The organism is Lujinxingia vulgaris (genome assembly GCF_007997005.1).
Taxonomy (GTDB): Bacteria; Myxococcota_A; Bradymonadia; order Bradymonadales; family Bradymonadaceae; genus Lujinxingia.
Genome location: NZ_VOSL01000011.1, coordinates 31,978 through 52,536, shown reverse-complemented (window position 1 = coordinate 52,536; position 20,559 = coordinate 31,978). Strand labels below are relative to the sequence as shown.

At 63.7% G+C, this 20,559-nt stretch carries 16 protein-coding genes; 4 read left to right on the top strand and 12 right to left on the bottom strand.

What is annotated here, in order from left to right; all coding sequences use genetic code 11:
* The first annotated feature begins 198 nt into the window (after positions 1-198).
* The 3 genes from FRC96_RS02200 to FRC96_RS02190 all read left to right on the top strand — a co-directional run bounded on the left by FRC96_RS02200 (position 199) and on the right by FRC96_RS02190 (position 4,497).
* Positions 199-849 (top strand): hypothetical protein, encoded by a 651-nt coding sequence (locus tag FRC96_RS02200; protein WP_146972399.1) that lies wholly within the window; start codon positions 199-201, stop codon positions 847-849.
* Positions 850-937: 88 nt separating this feature from the next.
* On the top strand, positions 938-1,699 hold the full coding sequence (locus FRC96_RS02195; RefSeq protein ID WP_146972398.1) for a class I SAM-dependent methyltransferase: 762 nt from the start codon (positions 938-940) through the stop codon (positions 1,697-1,699).
* Positions 1,700-1,752: 53 nt separating this feature from the next.
* The gene (locus tag FRC96_RS02190; protein ID WP_146972397.1) at positions 1,753-4,497 is read left to right on the top strand and encodes an AAA family ATPase; all 2,745 of its coding nucleotides are present in this window, start codon (positions 1,753-1,755) and stop codon (positions 4,495-4,497) included.
* Positions 4,498-4,570: 73 nt separating this feature from the next.
* On the opposite strand, the gene FRC96_RS02185 is transcribed toward FRC96_RS02190, so the two are convergent.
* From FRC96_RS02185 to FRC96_RS02175, 3 genes are all read right to left on the bottom strand, one after another.
* Positions 4,571-4,819: a hypothetical protein gene (locus FRC96_RS02185; RefSeq protein WP_146972396.1), complete on the bottom strand. Its 249-nt coding sequence runs from the start codon at positions 4,817-4,819 to the stop codon at positions 4,571-4,573.
* A 107-nt stretch (positions 4,820-4,926) separates the two neighbouring features.
* The gene (locus FRC96_RS02180) at positions 4,927-5,904 is read right to left on the bottom strand and encodes a hypothetical protein (protein ID WP_146972395.1); all 978 of its coding nucleotides are present in this window, start codon (positions 5,902-5,904) and stop codon (positions 4,927-4,929) included.
* 37 nt (positions 5,905-5,941) lie between these two features.
* Positions 5,942-6,430, bottom strand: a complete 489-nt coding sequence (locus FRC96_RS02175) for a septal ring lytic transglycosylase RlpA family protein (protein WP_146972394.1) — start codon at positions 6,428-6,430, stop codon at positions 5,942-5,944.
* A 467-nt stretch (positions 6,431-6,897) separates the two neighbouring features.
* Between FRC96_RS02175 and FRC96_RS02170 the strand changes: the two genes are divergently transcribed.
* On the top strand, positions 6,898-11,085 hold the full coding sequence (locus FRC96_RS02170) for a zinc-dependent metalloprotease (protein ID WP_146972393.1): 4,188 nt from the start codon (positions 6,898-6,900) through the stop codon (positions 11,083-11,085).
* 130 nt (positions 11,086-11,215) lie between these two features.
* Here FRC96_RS02170 and FRC96_RS02165 read toward each other — a convergent pair whose 3' ends face one another.
* The 9 genes from FRC96_RS02165 to FRC96_RS02125 all read right to left on the bottom strand — a co-directional run bounded on the left by FRC96_RS02165 (position 11,216) and on the right by FRC96_RS02125 (position 20,506).
* Entirely contained in the window at positions 11,216-11,737 is a 522-nt protein-coding gene (locus FRC96_RS02165) for a DUF2505 family protein (protein ID WP_146972392.1), read from the bottom strand.
* Between the two features lie 97 nt (positions 11,738-11,834).
* Positions 11,835-12,620, bottom strand: a complete 786-nt coding sequence (locus FRC96_RS02160; RefSeq protein ID WP_146972391.1) for an ABC transporter permease — start codon at positions 12,618-12,620, stop codon at positions 11,835-11,837.
* Positions 12,617-13,573 carry an ABC transporter ATP-binding protein gene (locus FRC96_RS02155; RefSeq protein WP_146972390.1) on the bottom strand — a complete coding sequence of 319 codons (957 nt, stop codon included), beginning with the start codon at positions 13,571-13,573 and terminating at the stop codon, positions 12,617-12,619. Before FRC96_RS02155 ends, FRC96_RS02160 begins: the two co-directional genes overlap by 4 nt.
* A gap of 19 nt (positions 13,574-13,592) precedes the next feature.
* Positions 13,593-14,501, bottom strand: coding sequence for a hypothetical protein (locus tag FRC96_RS02150; RefSeq protein WP_146972389.1), 909 nt, complete (start codon positions 14,499-14,501; stop codon positions 13,593-13,595).
* Between the two features lie 102 nt (positions 14,502-14,603).
* On the bottom strand, positions 14,604-15,278 hold the full coding sequence (locus FRC96_RS22585) for a type IV pilin protein (protein ID WP_283808878.1): 675 nt from the start codon (positions 15,276-15,278) through the stop codon (positions 14,604-14,606).
* Positions 15,279-15,526: 248 nt separating this feature from the next.
* A complete protein-coding gene (locus FRC96_RS02140; protein ID WP_146972388.1) occupies positions 15,527-16,051 on the bottom strand; it encodes a type IV pilin protein in 525 nt (174 codons plus the stop codon).
* A gap of 41 nt (positions 16,052-16,092) precedes the next feature.
* Positions 16,093-17,505: a sigma-54-dependent transcriptional regulator gene (locus FRC96_RS02135; protein ID WP_146972387.1), complete on the bottom strand. Its 1,413-nt coding sequence runs from the start codon at positions 17,503-17,505 to the stop codon at positions 16,093-16,095.
* A gap of 44 nt (positions 17,506-17,549) precedes the next feature.
* Positions 17,550-19,271 carry a two-component system sensor histidine kinase NtrB gene (locus FRC96_RS02130; RefSeq protein ID WP_146972386.1) on the bottom strand — a complete coding sequence of 574 codons (1,722 nt, stop codon included), beginning with the start codon at positions 19,269-19,271 and terminating at the stop codon, positions 17,550-17,552.
* 23 nt (positions 19,272-19,294) lie between these two features.
* Positions 19,295-20,506 carry a type II secretion system F family protein gene (locus FRC96_RS02125; RefSeq protein ID WP_146972385.1) on the bottom strand — a complete coding sequence of 404 codons (1,212 nt, stop codon included), beginning with the start codon at positions 20,504-20,506 and terminating at the stop codon, positions 19,295-19,297.
* Positions 20,507-20,559 lie beyond the last annotated feature (53 nt).

The window sequence follows — 20,559 nt, the reverse complement described above, 5'->3', positions numbered from 1 at the left end:
GCGACGATAGCGCACCCCGGCCGGGTTGTCATGATCAAGCGGGGCCCGACGAAGGGCGGGAGGCGAGGGGGCAGGGCGGCCGGCCGCGGGGGCGCGAGACTGCGAGAAGATGGTGCGTACCTTTGGGAGGATGCCGCGCGAAGGCGTTGAGGACGCGCCGCCAGCTCACGACGTGATAACGACAGAGAAGGGGGACCTATGGTGAGGGCATACAGGTGGGGCATTGCGCTGATCGCGCTGCTTCTTGTCGCGGCGTGTCAGAGCAACCCGCCCGCGATGGGCGGTACCGGTGGCGGGCCCACAGAGGGCAGCTCCTCCCGGATGATCGATGAGGAGTTCGGCCCGCTGAGTCAGGAGCAAATCGAGGGGTTTCATCGCGAGATGCTCAGCCAGTACTCCCAGCTCGACCTCCAGTACGAACGCTACGATGAGGCGCTGATTCAGGCGCAACAAGACGCCCTGGTGGCCATGCCCGCGGAGTTGGCCGAGGAACACGAGCGAATCGCCCGGCGACATCTGGGCATCGCGCGCCATCACGAAGACCGTCTGCTCCTCGACCTGGGTGATGAGCAGGCTCGCATCAACGATCGCGAGCTCGCCGAGATCAACCGGGCGTTGGGCAGCTGGCATCAAAACCGAAGCACCGCCGCCCAACTGCCCACCGAGGGGGAGCTCGACCAGATGTGGCTCCTGCGCGAGGAGCTCTCGAGCGCACGCGAGCAGATGCTCGAGATTCACCTGCCCGATGAGAGCCTTGATGATACCCTCGACGATGTGCCTCCCCAGGCCCCCGGTGAGCCGGAGGATGACCCCTGGCGCGGGGAGCCGGCGCCGCCGGACCAGTTCTGAGACGGTCGTGCCGCTGAACGTTGCGTTGCGAGGCGTGGGCGACTAAGAAGAGGGCCACTTTTTAACGCCTCGCTGCGCAGGAGACGCCATGGGCCGCAAAGACAACCAGAGCTACTACGACGAATTCGCCGCCTGGTATGAGCGTGAGCGCCACGACGGTTATCACCGCCTCATTGACGATCTGGAAGTTGACCTCGTCAGCCGTTACGGACGCGGCAAAGACGTGCTCGAAGTCGGGTGCGGCACCGGGCTGATTCTGGAGCGCGTGGCGAAGGTCGCGCGCAAGGCCGTCGGCATCGACTTAAGCCCCGGGATGCTCGAGCAGGCCCGCGCGCGTGGCCTGGAAGTCAGCGAGGGCTGCGCCACCGAGCTCCCCTTCGAAGACGCCTCCTTCGATGTCGTCTACAGCTTCAAGGTGCTCGCGCACGTCCAGGACATCCGCAAGGCCGTCGCCGAGGCCGCCCGCGTGGTGCGCCCCGGCGGCGTCATGCTGCTGGAGTTCTACAACCCACGCAGCATCCGCTACCTGGCGAAGACCCTGGGCGGGCCGCAGAAGATCTCGGAGGCCACCCGCGAGTCGGCTGTGTACACACGCTGGGACGACCCCGAGACGGTGACCTCCTACCTGCCCGAAGGCGTCGATTTGATGGAATGGGCCGGGGTGCGCGTGTTCACCCCGGCGGCGTTTGTGCACAAACTTCCCGTGCTCGGCTCGGCGCTACGCAAACTTGAGTTTGTGGCGCGCGACAGCCCCCTGAGCCGCTATGGCGGCTTCCTGGTGGCCGTGGCCCGACGCCAGGAGCAGAGCGCCGACGACATTTCCTTTCGCAACGCCGAGGCGATCGGCTAAGCTCAGGGCGGAAGACTTCGACGCTGGCGACAACCGGCCAGGATCCCCGCCCGATGAAGACCCTCTACAAAGAGCCGCTCTTTAGCGCTGACGGTCAGCTCCGCATGGAGCGCTTCACGCCCGAGGCCACCGAGATCTTTGCCGCGCTGCTCGCCCACCTCGAGGCGATCGGCCGGCGGATGTTTCTTCCGATCGATCTGCTCCTTGTGCTGATCGAAGCTGGAGACATGGATCTGGCCCGGGCGGTGGCTTCCGGCGCCGATGCCGCGTTGAGTTATGCCGACGTGCTCCCGCGTCTCCACGTCCTGGCGCGAGAGCTCGACGAAGACGCCGCCGGTCAGGCGCGTATGGAGCGCTCGTGTTTCTCGCGCGGCTTCACCCGCATCCTCGAAGAAGCCTGGGAGCTTGCGCTGGGGCGTGGCGGTGCCGCCATCGCGGTGGCTGACCTCTCGCGCGCGGTCACCTGGCGCGCCGAGGCGGTGGAGTCCGCCTCCATCCGCTGGGCCATCCGACGCCTTGGCGAGGGCAAGGGCGATGAGCTCTTCGACGATCGCGGCATGCTGCGTTTAAACCTCTTCGACGGGGCGTCCCGAGGCATGCTGGAGGGCGCGATGAAGATCGCCGCCTCCCACGGAAGCTCCTTCCTGGGCACGCCCCACCTCATCGCCATGCTGGCGTCGGTACGAGATTCGGTGCTCTGGCGCTCGGCGATGGCCAGAGGGCTCGAGCCTTCGCGCCTGCGCGACGAGCTGTTGCGCCTGATCGGCACCAAGCCCGATGCGTTGCCCGACTTCTTAATCGGCCGCAAAACCCTGACGCCACGCATGATCCGCATGTTGCAGATCGCGCGCAGTGAGGCTGGCGGAAGCGTGAGTGAACACGACCTCGTGGTGGCGTTTCTGGCCGACGGAGGCTCCTCGCTCGAGCTGGTCCAGGCGCTGGGGCTGGAGCACGATATCCGTCAGGCGCTTGGCGAGCCCCGGGTGCTGGCCGGGGCCGAGCCGGTTGAGGCGGCGGTGCGCTTTGCGGCGCGACGCCCCTCGTCACCCACCCTCGATATGCTCGGTCGCGATCTCACCCGCGAGGCCGTCGAAGGCCGGCTTCCCGAGATCGTGGGTCGAGAGGTGGAGCTTGAGCGCGTCTTCAACGTCTTGATGCGCCTCGAACAGCGAAACCCCTTGCTCACCGGGGAGGCCGGTGTCGGTAAGACCGCCCTGGCCACAGCGCTCGCTCAGGCGATCGCAAGCGGCCAGGCGCCGAATCGTCTTGCCGGCCACCGGGTCATTGAGCTCAACGGCGCGAGTCTGATGAGCGGTACGAGCTACCGCGGTGATCTCGAAGCGCGAATTACCACGCTGCTCGAAGAAGCCAGCCGAGACGTGATCCTCTTCATCGATGAGGCGCACGCCGTCTTTGCGCCGCGCTCCGGCAGCAACACTCCGGCGGAGGTGCCCAATCACTTTAAGAGCGCGCTGGCCAGCGGCACCATCGCGGTAGTCGGGGCGACCACCGAAGAGGAGTACCGCCGCTGGTTTGAGCAAGACCCCGCGCTCAAGCGCCGCTTTGAGAGGGTGGAGGTCGCCGAGCCGGATGCCCCGATGGTGCGCCATATCCTCAACGCGCTGGTCCCCCACCTTCAGGAAGACTACCAGGTCACCATCGCCGAGGAGGCGGTGGACGCCGCCATCGAGCTCTCGACCCGCTACATCCCGGAGCAGCGGCTGCCGGACAAAGCCAAGAAGGTGTTGATGGACGCCGCCATCGCCGGCGCTCGCCATGGCGAGAAGGTCGATGAGGGTGCCGCCGTGGTGGATCGACGCGCGGTCGCCGAACAGATCCACGTGAAGACCGGCGTGCCCACCGAGCGGCTTTTGCGCGGGGAAGTCTCCTGGTGGGTCGGTCTGGAAGAGCGTCTCGCCGAGGCCATTGTGGGCCAGGAGGGCGCTGTTTCGATGATCGCGCGCGCGCTCGTGGTCAGCCGCCTCAAACACGGAGACCGGCGCCGGCCCCTGGCGACGCTGGCTTTTGTCGGACCGTCGGGGGTTGGCAAAGCGACCGCGGCCCGCGCGATGGCCCGCGAGATCTTCGGCGACGAACGCGCCTTCCTGCGCGTCGATCTCAGCGACTTCCAGGAAGCCCACGCCCTGAGCCGTCTTATTGGCTCGCCGCCGGGCTACGTCGGCTACGAAGACGCCGATATGCTGGTGACACCGCTTCGCCGCAGGCCCAGTAGCGTGGTGCTCCTCGATGACTTCGACAAGGCGCACCCCCGCATCCAGGACCGCCTCCTGCGCATGATGGAAGAGGGTGAGCTCGTCGACACCCGTGGCCACAGCGCCGACGCGACGAACGCCATCTTTGTGCTCAGCTTCTGCGCGCAGCCCGTGGCCTCGCAGCCGATCGGGTTTGGCGCGCGTCAGGCCGGCCAGCTCGACGGTGTGGATGCGGAGCTTGCCGCGCGCGTTGAGGCGCGCGTGGACGCGCTGGTACCCTTCCGAGAGCTTTCAGGCGATGGGGCCGCCGGCGCTCGCCAGCTGCTCAAGCGCCTGCTCGACCAGCTCTGCGCCCACGCGGAGCGCGAGTATGGACTTCGCGTGGACCTCGACGCGTCGCTGCATGAAGTGCTGGAGCGGCGGGTCAGCGCGATTGGAAACGCCCGCGCGATTGAAGCGCTGGTCGATGAGGTGGTTTACCGACCGCTGACCGAGCTCTTGCTGGGCGGCCATACGCAGAGCGACGTCACGCTGAGCTGGGACGCCCGGCAGGGCAGGGCGACGCCGACCATAAAAAACGCCTGAACGCGCGGGTGCGTTCAGGCGATCTCGATCTTCAATCTTACAACAGCCCGTCATGGTTCTCGGGGGGCGTGCCCTAGCCGGCGCTGCTCGCCGTATCAGGGACGTCGGTCTCTTCGGCACCCAGCGCACGCAAGGAGGTCGACGTGATCTGCCGCTCTCGATGGGAGCTGCGCGTACGCATCGCCTCTTCTTCGAGCGCCATCACCTCGGCCAGGAGGTTGGTGTCGCAGCTGTGGCAACGCGCGTGGATGATGGCACGACCGCCGAGAACCAGACGAACATCGTGCGCACCACATTTAAAACATCGGACGTTGAATACCACCCTGGCCTCCGGTTCTCGCGTCGCTGCATGCAGAAAAGAATAAGCTCGACACAAAGTTAGCGCACGCTTAGCGTCCCGGGCAAGCGAGCTGTCGTTTTTTCACGGACTCAGGAGCGCGGCTTCGGCGCCGTGGGCGGGGGGCCGGGAACCCGGAAGACCCCTTCCCAGTTGTTCCAGCGCAGCACTTCGGGCTCACCGCCTTCTTCACCCAGCGGCGTCCAGCCAATCGCCCGGTGCGATGCCCCGCGCATAAATGTGATCGCGCCGAGCACCTGCACCTCGGCATCCGCAGCCGGACGGTGTGCGATGCGGCGCTCAAAGATGCGTCCGACGAAGTTGCCGATCACCTTGTAGATGCCCACATAGTAGTCACGCGCGCCTTCCTCACCGCGATCCACCGCGTAAGGAATGAGCACCTGCAGGGTGCCGTCACGCACGACCCGGAGCGCGCCGGGCTGATGCTCGGTGATTCCCTCCCAGCTTACGCCGTCGGTCGCGGTGTGACTCAGGTCGAGCTGCGCATGCAGCTGCCCGTTGGTGTAGAAGTTCAAGCTCTGGCCGGGTGTGTAGACCGCCGCCGCGCCATCCTGATAACGCATAAAAGGACCCACGAAGGCCAGCGCCCCCTCCTCCGGCGTGACACCATGCGCCGCGGCAAAGACCTCGCGATCCGCGTCACTCTCAAAGACCGCCTGCGCATCGGCCACGAATGGATCGACCGGCTCAAGAGGATCGCGCGTGGGCTGAGCAACCTCCTCGTCCTCCTCGACCACCTCTCGCTGGAGCCGGCGCGTCTGTGCGCTGGCAGCGACCTCCTCCTCGATAAGCTCTTCGCCTTCCGCGGGGACATCCTCGCTTTGCGCCATCGCCCAGAACTCGTTGGCGTCGAGCTGAGCCTGGGTCAGCGCCTGATTAAGCTCGTGCTCGGCGATGATCTGAGCGCGCATCTGTGAGCTGACCTCGGGCGCGTCGCAGACCATGGGTTGGAGCGCCTGACGCGTCATCGCGCAGCCGCTGGAGAGCCAGAGCGCCGCACAGCATGCCAGCGCCGCCAGCGGTCGTCGTCGTCGTGGAGTTTGGTTCATAGCGCAGAAGGGGAGCGAGAGAGAGCAGCCGCCGGGCTCAGGGGTTGAGCGCAGCGAGGTGGAAGTTGGGCGGGCTGTTACGCGTCCAGTAGCGCAGATAGACGTTCTGCAACCCCACCTCCGTCGTGCCCAGCGCGCGCGCCGTGGCGATCGACATGTCCAGAATCCCCCGCCAGTTTTTATCAGGAGAGCTGGAGACAACAAAGTCCCACTCCCCCTCGTCGTTGACGTAGCCGTACGGGCCGCGATCGTTGATACGGCACCAGACGCGCCGTCGGTTGGCGCGGTTCTCAATCAGCACCATCGTATCAAAAGGCAGCGAGCGGTGGGCACAGGTAAACTGCATCGGGTCAAAGGCCTCGCCATTGGCGGTGATGTCGCCATGCCAGGCGCCATCGCCATACCAGGATGCGAGCCCGGCCTGCTGCACAGGCGGAAGCTCCACGGCGCTCAGCTCAATCGACTCCCCGCCGACGGCCAGCTGCGAATACATCGCGATAAGTACGACCCAGTTCATAAGAGACATAAGTGGCCTCTCCTTGAAAGTGGTGTGCGCGTACTATCCAAACAATTCGTTACGCGCCCGGCGATGGCTCTAATCGAAATGCCATGCCTAAGCAAGCGTGGAACTTTAAGCGCAAATCGCGCGCTCTCAACCCCGAGAGGGCGCCGTCAGGATTCTAACGCCACCTTCGGGCCGGTGGGCTCCGGTGGCGATCACGCTGGCTGTCCGGCGCCGATGAGCGCGTCGGGGTCCGCTCTCCATAAACGCTGCCGGAGCGCGAGAATTCAGCACTTTATGGCCCTCTCTCGGGATTTCGCCTTGACAGCAGGCCCCCCATTTTGTGTTTTAGTCCACTACCTTAACGGCGCCGATCTCGAAGGTCGGCACGGTTATTGAATAAGAATCTGTCAGTGTTAGCAGGTGAACGCTTGATAACAGAAACTGACAGTTTGGTTCGGTGTCTCACCGAGATCTGACGGAGGACGGCAATGAGATTAGCAACGACCTGGCAAGCGATGGCCGGGGCCGTAGTGGCAGTGGCGCTGAGCAGCGCGGTAGGGTGTGTCGAGCAAGTCGGCGACATCAACCGCGTTCAGCCCAATGTCGTGGAGAAGGCTCTCTTTGAAAATGATGACGAGTGGTACATGCGTCAGGTGGTGACCGACACCGACATGCAGGGCTCGGTCATCTTCGCGGCGCAGGAAGGCTCGCTCAAGCGAATTCGCTGGACGGTGACCGAAAACTTCCTCTACGCCCACTCGACGGTGGAGCTGGCCGACGGCCTGATGGAAGGCTTTGACGAAGAAGAGTCGCGCCGCCTGGGCGTCGTGGCCGCCTACCCCATCATGGGGCACTTCGACATTCAGCGCGCCTATAACCCCTCGACCGGTGAGCCCAGCAACCAGATCGTCGAGAACATGAGCGACCGTCCCTGGTACGAGCGCGATTACATGCGCGTGGCCTGGGATCGCAACATGATCGACGGTTTCTGGAACTTCCAGAGCCAGCTGGGGCGCTTTGCGCCGGCCGGTCGCACCGTCCCTCAGGATGACGGCCGGGTCGATAAGGATCGCGCTCGCATCTCGGAAGACTACATCGATACCGTCGCTGAGTACTCCTACGAGCCCGACATCTACGCCTGCTACGGCGCCTACGGCTACGACACCATCTTCAGCTGTGAAGGTGGTCGTGTGCGCGTGCGCTCCTCCTTTATGAAGGTCCCCGAAGAGGAGACCTTCATCCCGATGCAGTACACCGACAACATGCAGGTGACCCGCGACGGATCCGAGTACGGCGATCCGATGCTGGTGGCCTCCATCGTCGACCAGGACCTCGGCTACGAAGTTGAGGTGGAGTGTAACGACCAGGTCCGCGGCTGGATGCTTCAGCAGTACGGCTATGAGTGGGAGCAGCTCTGTGGCCCGGCGACCTTCGATTACCACCAGCGCTTCGGCTACTTCCGCACCGAGCGGGTGGCCTGGGACCGTTTTGTCGGCACCGCCGACGACACCCGCCGCTACTACGCCAACCGCTGGAACATCTGGCAGACGATGCTCGACGAGAACGGCAACGAGTTGCCCTACTCCGAGCGCGTCCCGCAGCCGATCACCTACCACCTCAACGCGGAATACCCCGAGTTCATGTTCGAGGCGGCGCAGGTCACCGCGGAAGAGTGGAACAAGGCCTTCCGTAACGCCGTGAAGCTCGCGCAGAATATCGACGACGAGCAGCTCGACACCGTCCTGATGGACGAGTACGGCCACACCAAGATGTACCGCATCGTCGAGAACAGCTGCCACCCCGGCCCGCTGGTTCAGTGGCGTAACACCCACGGCGTGGGCCAGGCGGCCGACCGCACCAGCCCCTCCGAGATCTTCCGTGAGTTCGTCGGTAACCCCTCCAGCGATGAGGCTCTGGAAGCCGCGCTCTGGGGCCTGAGCAACGAGAGCCGCGTGCAGCTCTGCGCCGAGCTCGAGTACGCCACCGAGACCCGCGACATCGAAGACGAGCGCTTCACCTATGAGCGCATCGGTGACCTTCGCTACAGCTTCTTCAACTGGGTTGAGACCGATGTACCCTGGGCCGGCTACGGTCCCTCGGCCGCCGACCCGCTCACCGGTCAGATCATCAGCGGTAACGCCAACTTCGCCGGTGGTTACATCCGCAAGTCGGCCACCTACGCTGCCGACCTGATGCAGTACTTCAACGGTGAGCTCTCCGACACCGACATCATGTACGGTACCCAGATTCGCCGCGACCTCTTCCACGACAGTGATACGGCCAGCCGCCGCTTCAACCTGACGCCGGAAGCCAAAGAAGAGATGGCGCGTCGCTCCGGGGTGAACCCCTCGCAGACGAGCAAGGTCGGCCTGCACGAGCGCCCCGAAGTCAACGAGCTTCACGACTTCATTCTTGCCCACGGTAAAGATCGCATCCAGCGTGAAGCCGACATCGTCTCGATGGCCAGCGAGAAGCTCGACGCGCAGGACGAGCGCATGGTGGAGTTCTTGCAGAGCCCCACCGTCAAGAACTTCCTGATGCGTGATGTGGAGACGGCCATGGCCATTGAGGCCACCGCGCGTGAGCGTTTTGGCCCCTCCTTCAACGACGAGCAGCTTCACCAGGCTTACCTCGACGTGCACACCCCGCGTCACACCTTTGCGCGTGTTGAGCAGCGTGACCGCATGCTCGCCGAGCGCAGCATCATGACCTACGACTCGCTGACCCGCTCTGCGGAGATGCTGGTCACCTACCGTGGTGCCGCTGACTACTTCAAAGGCAAGAGCCGCGCCGACATCATTGAGTACTTCATGAACAAGATGTTCATCGGTACTCAGCTCCACGAGATCGGCCACACCGTGGGTCTTCGCCACAACTTCTCGGCGAGCACCGACGCGCTCAACTTCCACGACGAGTACTGGCACATTGAGCAGGCTGTTGTGGACGGCACCATCACCCGTGAGCAGGCCTACAGCCTCCAGGGCGAACTCGCTGAGCAGATCATCGGCAAAGAGGTCGATTACGCCAGCCAGGCCGAGTACCAGCTTGCCAGCGTCATGGACTACACCGGTGACCTCACCGGCCGCTTCCAGGGCCTTGGTAAGTACGACTACGCCGCCATCGCGTTTGCGTACGCCGAAGTGGTCGAGACCTGGGATGATTCGGTGCAGCTGCCCAACCAGCTCGAGCAGGACTCCTGGTTGAGCGACTACAAGCAGATGCCGCGCATCCTCGCCGGCGCGCCGGCCACCGGTAACATCGACCCGGCGGTCTACGCTCAGGGCATCGATATCCTCATCAATGGTCGTAGCTACATGCCGATCAGCGAAGCCAAGGAGCGTCGTCGTCAGGGCATTCAGGCCAACACCCGTAACTGGGCGAACTTCGACCTGAATCAGGGTAACCAGCCCAACCTCGACCGTACCGTCGCCTACGAGTTCTGCTCCGATGAGTTCCGTGGCGGCATTCTCAACTGCTCGATCTGGGACTTCGGTGCCAACCAGCGTGAGATCGTCAACCACAGCTTCGACACCTACCGTGCGCTGCAGACCTTCTGGCGTTACCGTCGTCACCACATCAGCCGTGGCTACGAGAACTACAGCAACTACATCAACCGCGTGTACTCCACCTTCCAGATGGCGCAGGAGCCCTTCCGTTACTACGGCCTCTACCGCTTCTATAACCTGGGTGATTACACCGATGACCTGCTGACCGCTTCCATCGACACCTTCAACTTCTACAACGAAGTTATGGCGATGGCTGAGCCGGGCCGCTTCTGCAAGTACGAGCCGGCCAACTCTCGCCTGGATGAAGGTTGGTACTTCGACCTGAACAACACCTACCTGCCGGCCGAGTACCACGCCGACTACGGTGAGTGTGATGACTACATCGACATCCCCAAGGGTATCGGTAACCACTACAACTTCGGGTTCACCGATGAGTACGATTACCGCATCGACCGTGTCGGTACCTACATCGACAAGATGGTCGCCTCGCAGTCGATCTTCGACATCAACGCGAACTTCGCGCAGAGCACCTTCTTCACCGACTTCCGCGCCACGAACCTCTCGTTCTGGACGGTCTTCAAGGGTGAGATGCTCAGCATGCTCGAAGGTGTGCTCCTGGGTGACTACACGGAGTACGGCGGTGTCATTGACAACGGTCAGTACGACGACCCGCGTCCGATCTCGGCGGCGAGCTTCGGCCTTGGTCTGAGCAACCCGCAGGAAGGGATGCCGCGTATCTTCACGCCGCAGTCGATCAACCACGAGTTCAACATGATGGTCGGTGGCCTCATCTACAACTCGACCTGGGAAGACCGCTACGTGGACTTCACGCACTACCTCAAGATCGGTGTGACCAATGGCCAGAACCAGCCCTTCGGTCCGGATATCGAGGTCAAGCAGTTCATCCACCCGATGACCGGTCAGATCTACCAGTCGGCTGATGTCGAAGGTCGCTCGATTTCGGGTCGTATGATCGACCGCGCCAATGATCTTCTGGCCGAGTACCACTTCGGTCAGGAACTTCTGGCGGACGCCGAGCCGGGTACCCCGGCGTATGAAGACGCTCGTGAGTACGCGGAGATCCGCGAAGAGCAGTTGAACAACGTCGTGGCCAAGATGGACATGAGCCGCTTCGTGTTCGACGCCCTGGGTGCCAGCGTCCAGCGCTGATTGCAGTCACACCTCCGCCGCGACCTTCGGGGCGCGGCGGGGGTAAAAGGTGTTAGCGACCATCATAAAGCCCCGACGGAGCCTGGCTCCGTCGGGGCTTTTTGCGTCAATCGCAGGTTGTGAGCGCGCCTCAGGCGTTTGCGCCAAAATGCTCGCGGAGCACGGTGGCCTGGGCCTCGAAGATCTGAGTGATCTCGGAGCGCAACGCTTTGCCGATAAAGAGCGAGAGGCCCGGCACCGAGACCTTAAACTCCAGGTTCTGCACCACGACGCTCGCATTGCCGGCGGGATCGGCCTCGACGCGCAGTGAGCCCTCATTGGAGTAGTAGCTACGCCACTTCTCGGGCATCTCCGGCACGATCTCGTAGCGCAGCTCCCGGGTGGTGGGGTTGAGCACGCTGCGCTCCTCCCAGTACACATACTCGGGGGCTTTGTCTTCAAAACGTTTGAGAAAGCGGGGCAGCTCGGCGCGCGCGGTGTAGCGAGCCACGCGCGTAAGCGTGCCATCGTCAGCGCGCTCTTCGCTCACGGGCTCAATCGCCTCGACCAGGCGCAAGTGGGGCACGAGCGCCCTGTGGTATTCGGGGCTCTGAATATAGGTAAAGACCGCGTCAGGGCTGGCCGCGATCACAGCACGGTGTTCCACATTCATGGGGCATCTCCATCGTCGACAGGGCACAAAGAGTGGCCCGACGATAAACACCCCACCCCGATTCGCAAGGTCTTCGACGGCGATGTGTGGCGACTGCTCAGGCGAAGTCGCGGCGAGCGAAGATCAGGTAGCCAAAGCCCAGCAAGAGTCCGGAGGTCACGCCGGTGTAGAGCAGGGCGTGCACCAGATAACCCCAGCCCACCTCGATGCCGGTGGCGAGCTCATAGGAGAGGTTGAGCTTCTCCAGGTCGGGGATCACATAGAGCGTCGCGTCGAGGATCAGATGAAGGGGGTTCCCCTCATTGGCAAACTGGCGCGAGGCGTCGGCCAGCTGCGGGGTGAGGCTTCCGACCACAAAGAGCCCGAAGGTGAAGAGCGCGCTTAAGAGGGGGCCGGAGAAGGCGCTGAAGAAAAACGCCAGCGCGAGCACCAGCACAAGCTGCATCAAGGAGCCTGCGTAGGTCGCCAGGTGTAGCGCGCCCACCTCGTAGCCCAGCGCGAGCGCGGTGAGCGCTTTGGCACCAAACATCAGCGCCCAGCACACCGTCAGGATGCCCACGCTGGCCATAAACTTCCCGATGAGAAAGGACGCGCGGGTGACGGGTTTGGAGAGCACGGTGAAGATCGTCTTCGAGTCGATCTCGCGGTGCAGCGCGTTGACCCCCTGGTAGATCGCCAGCGCCACCAGAAAGAGGTGCCCGATGGCAAAGACCAGGTTGTTAAAGAGGCGCTCTTCCTGGTGCAGGCTCAGCGCGCCGAAGGCGCTGGCCGCGCCCAATGCGGCGAGCGCGGCGACGAGCACCGCATAAAGGACTTTGTTGCGCAGGCCCTCAAGCAGGGCATTGCGGGCGAAGGCGTCGATCTGTCGCAGAGTGCGGATCATGGGCGAGCCTCCGAGGTTTCGGTGGTGTCGCTGGTGTCGCGGATGAAGACGTCTTCGAGGCGTTGTTTCTGCGGCTGCAGGCTCTCGACGCGGGCGCCGGCCGAGGCGATGAGAGCGAGCGTCTCTTCCAGATCGATGTCGCCCCGGAGGTCGACGCGGCTGACCTCGCCAATATCGAAGCGTTGCAGCACCCGATCACCCAGGGTGTCGGTGAGCTCGGGGGTCCAGCGGCGCGCGAAGAGCTCGTAGCGCAGCACATCGGGGTTGAGCAGCTCGTGGATATACCCCGTCTCGCGCACCTGGCCCTGATGCACCAGGGTGACGCGGTCGCAGATGTCTTCGACGTCGGGCAGAATGTGGCTGCAGAAGAGGATCGTTTTGCCCTGGCGTCGCAGATCGACGACCAGGTCACGGATCTCGCGGCGACCGATGGGGTCGAGGCCGGACTGGGGCTCGTCGAGCACCACGAACTCCGGGTCGCCCAGGAGCGCCTGGGCGATGCCCGCGCGCTGCTTCATGCCTTTGGAGAACTTGGAGATAGGGCGGTCCAGCGCGTGCCCGAGGCCCACCTGCTCCAGAAGTCGCTCCGCGCGGGCATCGGATTCCTTGCGACTGAGCCCCAGAAGGCCGCCGTAGAAGCGCATGAGCTCGCCGGCCTTCAAATGAGGGTAGAGGTTCGGGTTTTCGGGAAGAAAGCCCATGCGGGCGCGTGCGGCGACCCGGGTGGAGGGCATCCCGAAGATGCGCACCTGCCCGCGGTCAGGGCGCACAAGCCCCGTGATCATCTTGATTGTCGTGGATTTCCCCGCGCCGTTGGGCCCGACAAGACCAAAAATCTCGCCGCGCCGAATCTGAAAACTCACGGCTTTGACGGCGTCGACGCGTTTGCGGAAAAAGCCCACACGGTAGGTTTTAGCGACGTCCTGGACGTCGAGGACGATCTCATCGCTCATAGGTAGGGCTCGTCGATCTTTAGAAATCGCCAGCGGCTTCAAGGGTGCCGGGCGCACGGTAGAGCCCGGGCTCGCTCAGTGTAAAGACATCGGGAGGCAGGTAGGCGCGGCGTTGGTGCTCGCGCTCAAACTCCCGGCGGTAGGTCTCGATGCGCGCGACCAGCTCGGCACCGGCGCCCAGCTCGTAGAGCTGGCGCAGCATAAACTGCTGGCGGGCCGGGTCGGTCGCGGCGAAGTAGCCTTTCATCAAGTACGCGATCTCGGCCGGGGAGGCTTCGAGCTGCGCTTCGTCAGGGTCGTCACCATTGACGACCGCGCGGGCTTTCGCCAGGCGTCGCTGGAAGCTCGTGGCCAGCATCATCATATCGTCGGGCGCGCCTTCCATCTCGCTGCCGAGCCTGGCGTAGGTGTAGGCCTCTTCCATATCGGCCAGATGCTCTTCGGGGGTGCGGGTGTAGCGTTGGCCGATATGGTTGGTGACGATGGCCTGCGCGAACTTCCACTCGTCGGGGAAGGTCTGAAGACCACGTTTGAGGATGGCGTTGGCCGCAGCGATGTCGTCGTAGGTGACGCGAGATGAGGATTGCGTGCGGGTGGCGTGATGCCACATGTAGACCGGCTTAAATTGGGGATCGAGGTCGATGATCGTGTTGGCGTAGTCGGTGGCCTCTTCGGCGCTCTGGCGTCGGGTGAAACGGTCGGCCCCGTAGAGCAGCGCGTTGATCCAGACGACATCGGCCGCAGCCGCGCGATGGTTGAGCGTGGCGATGGCGATTGTGTCGGCGGAGGGCAACACGTAGCGCGAGGGCTCGCTTAAACGGCGCGCGTTGCTCTCCAGGTTCAGGCTCAGCCCGAGGTGGAGGTTAGCGAGCACGCCGAGCACAATCGCGCTGAAGATCAGGCTGTTGCGAATGGGGAGAGTCAGCATCGTGAGACGAAGACCGGGGGGGAGGAAGCTAAAACGACACGAGCCACGGCCCCGGTGAAGGGGCCGTGGCTCGTTAGCCTACATCAGGTCAAGCGAGTTGTCTTAAAGGAACTCGTTGAGGGTGTAGGGGGGGAAGCAGGTCGCGCCGAGGTTGGTGCCATCTTCGATGTCGGCTTCGCAGTCGAGGAGAACAGCGTGCGAGTCGGTGATGGTCTCGTCGCAGGTGGTGGTGGCCGCGGTGGTACCGGTGAAGTCATGGCAAGCCGCGACCTGGAAGGTGGCGTCGCCACCGGTTCCGTCGCTCTGGATGTGGTAGCCGAAGTAGGTGGGCTCTTCGAGGACCAGGTTCAGCTTGTGCAGGGCGGCAGTGTTGAGCGCCGCGCTGTTGTCGGTGTCCGGGACACCCTTGGCGCCACCAATCGGGAAGTTGTCGTGCGTGGTGAACGCGACGCCGTCACCGCCGGGGAAGACCTTGTCGGCCAGCTCAACCGGCATACCGGGGCGGGTGTCGCGATCGGCAACCGTGCCACCGGTCGAAGCAGTGTGCCAGGGCTGGTCACCACCGGCCGGCGAGAAGTTCTGGTCGCCTTCAAAGTAGCCTTTGGCCGCGCCGGAGACGTTGGAGAGGATGTTGGCAGCCTCAGCCGTCTTGGAGCGGTTGATGTACTTGATGAAGGCCGGGATGGCGAGGGCGGCGAGGATACCGATAATCGCGACGACGATCATCAGCTCAACGAGGGTGAAGCCTTTCTTGTTGGTGCGAAGTTTCATCAACATGGTCGCTCCTTTCAGCGTGGGGTTGAGGGTCGTGCCTGGAACACGGCACGACGATAGAGCAAAGACCCTGCCACGGGTTCACAAAAGTTCAAAAAAAGTTCAGAAATCGCGGATTCGCCCGGATTGTCGCGATATTTTGCGTTTCGTAACGTGGGCGCCGTGGCGCGGGGCAGGAGGGGGAGAGGGCGGATCTGACGCTCAGCGGCAGGGCGGGTGACAATTTTTGTCACCCGCGCCACGGCGCGTCATCAGGGCTTAAGCTCAATGGGCTCGGGCATGTCGTTCGTGAAGAAGGCCTGGTAGGCGTCGCCACCGAGCTCTTCCTGGGTGACGAGCACCGCGAACCAGGGGTTGTTCTCGGCTCCCGTGCCCAGGGGCTCGGCGCCGGCCGGGCAGATGGTGCAGTTCCCGCCGATGTCGGCTTCCACGATGATGGTGATGCCCGTTGCGACGTTGGAGTTGAATTCGAGCAGGTTGTTCCACTCCGGCATGTCGGACTCCGCCATCTGGGAGCTGTAGTCGGAGTCGGGCTGGTAGTAGCGGTTGTTGCGCGCGCGGAACTGCTCCTGACCTCGAGCTACGTCCATGGCGTATTGCTTGAGCTGGGTGACTTTGCCCTGGCGGATGTAGCTGGAGTAGCTCATGCCGCCGATGGCCGCGAGCACGCCGACGATCGCCACGACGATCATCAGCTCCACGAGGGTCATGCCGCGGCGATCCACGCGGGCGGCGGCCTGAACGAACGTTGCGAAGCGCTGGGAGAGGGTCTGCATGGTGGGGCTCCTTGAGGTGACGAGTGGCAGAGGGTTGAGGCTTAGTCGTCGTTAAGGCCGTATTTATCGAGGCGGTAGCGCAGCGAGCGAAAGCTGATGTTGAGCAGGCGCGCCGCCTCGGTCTTGACCCCGCCGGCGCGCTCAAGCGCGCGGGCGATGAGGTTGCGCTCGAGCTCTTCGACGAGCTTTTCCATATCGACGCCCTCCTCGGGCACGTCGATCTGGCGGGCGACCCGCGAGAAGTTCTCTTCCTGCAGGTGGTAGGGAAGGCTCTCCGGGGTGATCAGTGAGCCGGTCTCCAGCGTGACGGCGCGCTCGACGATGTTTTGCAGCTCACGCACGTTGCCGGGGTAGGCATACGCGGTGAGGATCGCCAGGGCGCGGGCGTCGATGCCTTCGATGGGGTTGCCGATCTCTTCGGCGTAGCGGTGCAGGAAATGTTCCAGCAGAAGTTGCACATCGGCGCCGCGCTCGCGCAGGGGGGGCATCTCAACCGGGATGACGCTGAGGCGGTAGTAGAGGTCTTCGCGAAAGCGTCCCTCCTGAACTTCCTGGCGAAGATCGCGGTTGGTGGCTGCCACAATGCGACAGCTCACCTCGCGTTCGGCCGAGTCGCCCACCGGGCGCACTTTGCGCTCCTGCAGCACCCGCAGAAGTTTGACCTGCACCGATTGCGGCAGCTCGCCGACCTCGTCGAGGAAGACCGTGCCATGGCCGGCGGCCACAAAGAGGCCTTCTTTGTCGGCGTGGGCGCCGGTGAAGGCGCCTTTTTTATGGCCGAAGAGCTCGCTCTCAATGAGGTTTTCGGGGATCGCGCCGCAGTTGATGGGGAGAAAAGGGCCTTCGGCGTTGGGGCTTAAGTCGTGAATGGCGCGAGCCACGAGCTCTTTGCCCGTGCCCGACTCGCCATGGATCAAAATGGTGGTGCGGGTGGGGGCGACGCGCCGGATCATCTGGAAGACGCGCTGCATCGCCCGGGACTCGCCAATCAGCTGCCCCAGCCCCTGGCGGTGATCGAGTGCGTCGCGCAGGTAGAGGTTCTCGCTGACGAGCGCAAACTTCTCCAGCGCACGGTTCACTGCCACGCGCGCCTCATCGATCTTAAAAGGCTTCGTGATGTAGTCGTAGGCGCCGAGCTTGATGGCTGAGAGCGCGGTCTCGGCGGTGGCGTAGGCGGTCATCACGATGACCTGGCAGGAGGGCTGGGCGGCTTTGATCGCGCGGAGCACATCAAGCCCCCCGATGCCGGGCATCTTCAGGTCGGTCATCACCAGCTTAAAACGCTCGCCGGCGTCGATGCGGGCGGCGGCGTCTTCGCCGCAGGCGGCGACCTCGACCGGGTGGCCGTCTTTTTTGAGCATGACGGTGAGGAACTCACGCATGCTGCGTTCATCATCGACGACGAGGATGGGAAGTTCGGCGCTCGCCGGGCTGTCGGTTGCGGGATCGCTCATGAGCTTGAGGGGCCGTATTGTAAACGTACGAAACGGGGTCTTCCTCAGGATGCCTCTTCGACGGCCTCAGGGGAAGGGAGACGTGAGGATGACTCACGCGAGCTGTCGGTCGCGGCCGGAATCATCAGCTCGAAGCGCGCACCCGTCAGGTGAAGGGGGGACTCCACGCTGATGCGGCCGCCGTGGGACTCGGCCAGGCGGAAGTTTGTGGCGAGCCCCAGGCCCGTTCCGTGGTCTTTGGTGGTGAAGAAGGGCTCAAAGATGCGATCGCGAAGATCGGGTGCGACGCCTGCGCCGCTGTCTTCCACGGCGATGAGCCAGGCGGGGTATGAGCCTATGGTGCTCGCGCTGAGTTCCACCCGCACCCGGCGATCTTCGGCCGGAAGGCCGCGCACGGCGTCGCCGGCGTTGATCAGCAGGTTCCAGAGGATCTGGCGCAGGGCCTCGGCGTCGAGCATCGCCTCGATGGGCTCCGGGCCGGGGGTAAGATCCACATCCAGGTGAATGCGATCGCGTTCGGCCTGCGAACGGTAGAGGTGCAAAAGCTCGTCGAGAAGTTCACGAAGATCGCGGCGCTCGGTGCGCAGGGGGCGGGGCTGGCAGTAGGCCAGAAAGTCGGTGATGAGGCCGTTGAGGCGGTCGACTTCGCGCAGGACGATGTCCATCAGCAGCTGGTTCTCATCGTCGATCGCGTCATCGGCGCGCAGCATCTCCACCGAGCCGCTGATCGAAGCCAGGGGGTTGCGGATCTCGTGGGCGATCGCCGCGGAGAGTTGACCAACGGCGGCCAGGCGCTCTGAGCGTTTCATTTGCTCTTCGAGTTTTCGAATGTCGCTTAAGTCCTGGAAGATGATGATGCGTCCGACCTCGCGGGCCTCGGCGTTTCGCAGGGGGGAGACGGAGAACCCCAGATGAACCTCGCGCCCGTCGGAGCGCACAAAGGTGCTCTCCAGGCGCGGGTCCTTGCCGGGAGAGGGCCCCAGGGCGGCGTTGGCGAGGTTGGGGAAAAGATCGCTGAGCGCGCGGCCGAGCACCTGCTCGGAGGTCCAGGCGGTGATCTCTTCGGCGGCGCGGTTCATAAAGATCACGTTACCGCGCCCGTCGACGGTGAGCAGGCCGCTGGAGAGGCTGCTGAGGATGTGCTCGTTGAGCGCGCGAAGTTCTTGAAGATCGATGTCGCGGCGCTCCAGCGCTTCTGTCGCCTCACCGAGGCGCTCGGCCAGGTGTCCGGCGAGTACGGCGATCATGATGCCGCCGACGCTGTTGACGACGACCTCGTAGGCGACCGTGCCCCAGGCGCGCAGCGCCGGGGGCTCGCTTAAGATGGGGTGGGGCAGCGCCCCGGCGCTGATCAGCGCCAGGTAGCAGAGCGAGAGCACCGTGATGCCCGAGGCCACGAGCCCACCCACGCGCCCCAACACGATCGCGGCGTTGATGATGGTGAAGTGGAAAAAGAAGAGAAAGAGGCTGTCGAAGCCCCCGGAGACCAGCGCCAGGATGGTGGTCACGCCCAGATCGCCCAGGATCTGGGCCCAGGCCAGGGTCTGGGTTTTGAGCTTCTGACGCAGCGCCAGGGCGTGGGCGATCGTGAGCACGTAGGTGCCCACGATGAGGCCGAGCAGCGTGAGGTTTCGTGGCTCGGAGGCGCTGGCAAAGGTGCGCACATCAAGCGCCACCGCGCTCCCCAGGAAGAGTGTGACCAGGACCACCCGAAAGACCAGGAGGCCTTTGAGGCGGTCGCGCTGTCGGTCGCGCGTCGGTGGCATAGGTGGCGAGGGGGGAGCCGAAATTATTGCTGAATGTTACCGGCCATCTCGAAGATTGGCAGGTACATCGAGATGAGCATCCCGCCGACCATCCCACCCAGGCCGACCATCATGATGGGCTCAATGAGTGCGGTCATGCCTTCGACGGCCACGTCGACTTCGTCTTCGTAGAAGTCGGCGATCTTGTTGAGCATGGTGTCGAGCGCACCGGTGGCCTCACCGACGCCGATCATCTGCACGACCATCTTCGGGAAGATGCCCGTCTCCATGAGCGGGTCGACCATGTTCTGACCCTCGCTGATGCGCTCGCGCACATAGAAGATGGCCTTCTGGATGGTCATGTTGCCGGCGGTTTTTGCCACGATCTCCAGGCTGTCGACGATGGGAACGCCGGAGGACACCATGGTGCCCAGGGTGCGGGTAAAGCGCGCGACGGCGGTCTTTTGCAGAAGGTCACCGAAGACGGGAACTTTCAGCAGCACGTCATCGATCACCGCGCGAGTGGGCTGGTAGCCCATCAGCGTTTTGACCGTGACGCCAAAGCCGATCATGCCGCCGACGATGTAGAGGAAGTAGGCCTGCACGAACTCCGAGAGCGCCATCACAAAACGCGTCGGCGCGGGGAGCTCGGCGCCGCCGCCCATGTCGGCGAACATCGCGGCGAAGGTCGGGATGATCTTGTAGAGCATGCCGATGAGGATCACGATCGCGATGACGACAACGATGGTCGGGTACGTAAACGCCCCTTTGATGCGCCGGCGCAGCTTCTGGGACTTCTCGATCTGCATGGCCAGGCGGTTCATGACCGTATCGAGGATACCGGCGACCTCACCGGCGGCGACCAGGCTGACGTAGAGGTTGTCGAAGGCGCCGGGATGTTTGGCCATGGAGTCGGAGAGGGTCGAGCCCGACTCAATATCTTTGCGGATCTCGGCGATGATGCGCTGGAAGCCTTTATGAGGCTCGTTGGCGCCGAGCAGCTCCAGGCACTGCACCAGGGGCAGGCCGGCGTCGATCATCGTGGCGAACTGACGGGTGAAGATCACCAGGTTGTCTTGAGGAACGCGCGAGGCTCCCTTGAAGTTGAAGCTCTTGGAGGCCTTCTTCTTCACTTTGGAGACGTTGATCTCCTGCTGGCGAAGACGCTGCTCCACCTCTTCGGCGTTGCTGGCGTTCATCTGACCCTTACGGGCTTCGCCGGAGCGGTTGGTTCCTTCCCAGACAAAGACAGGCATTGCTCACCTCAGACGCGTTTGTATGACTCGGTGCAAGACGCACTGCCTTTGAA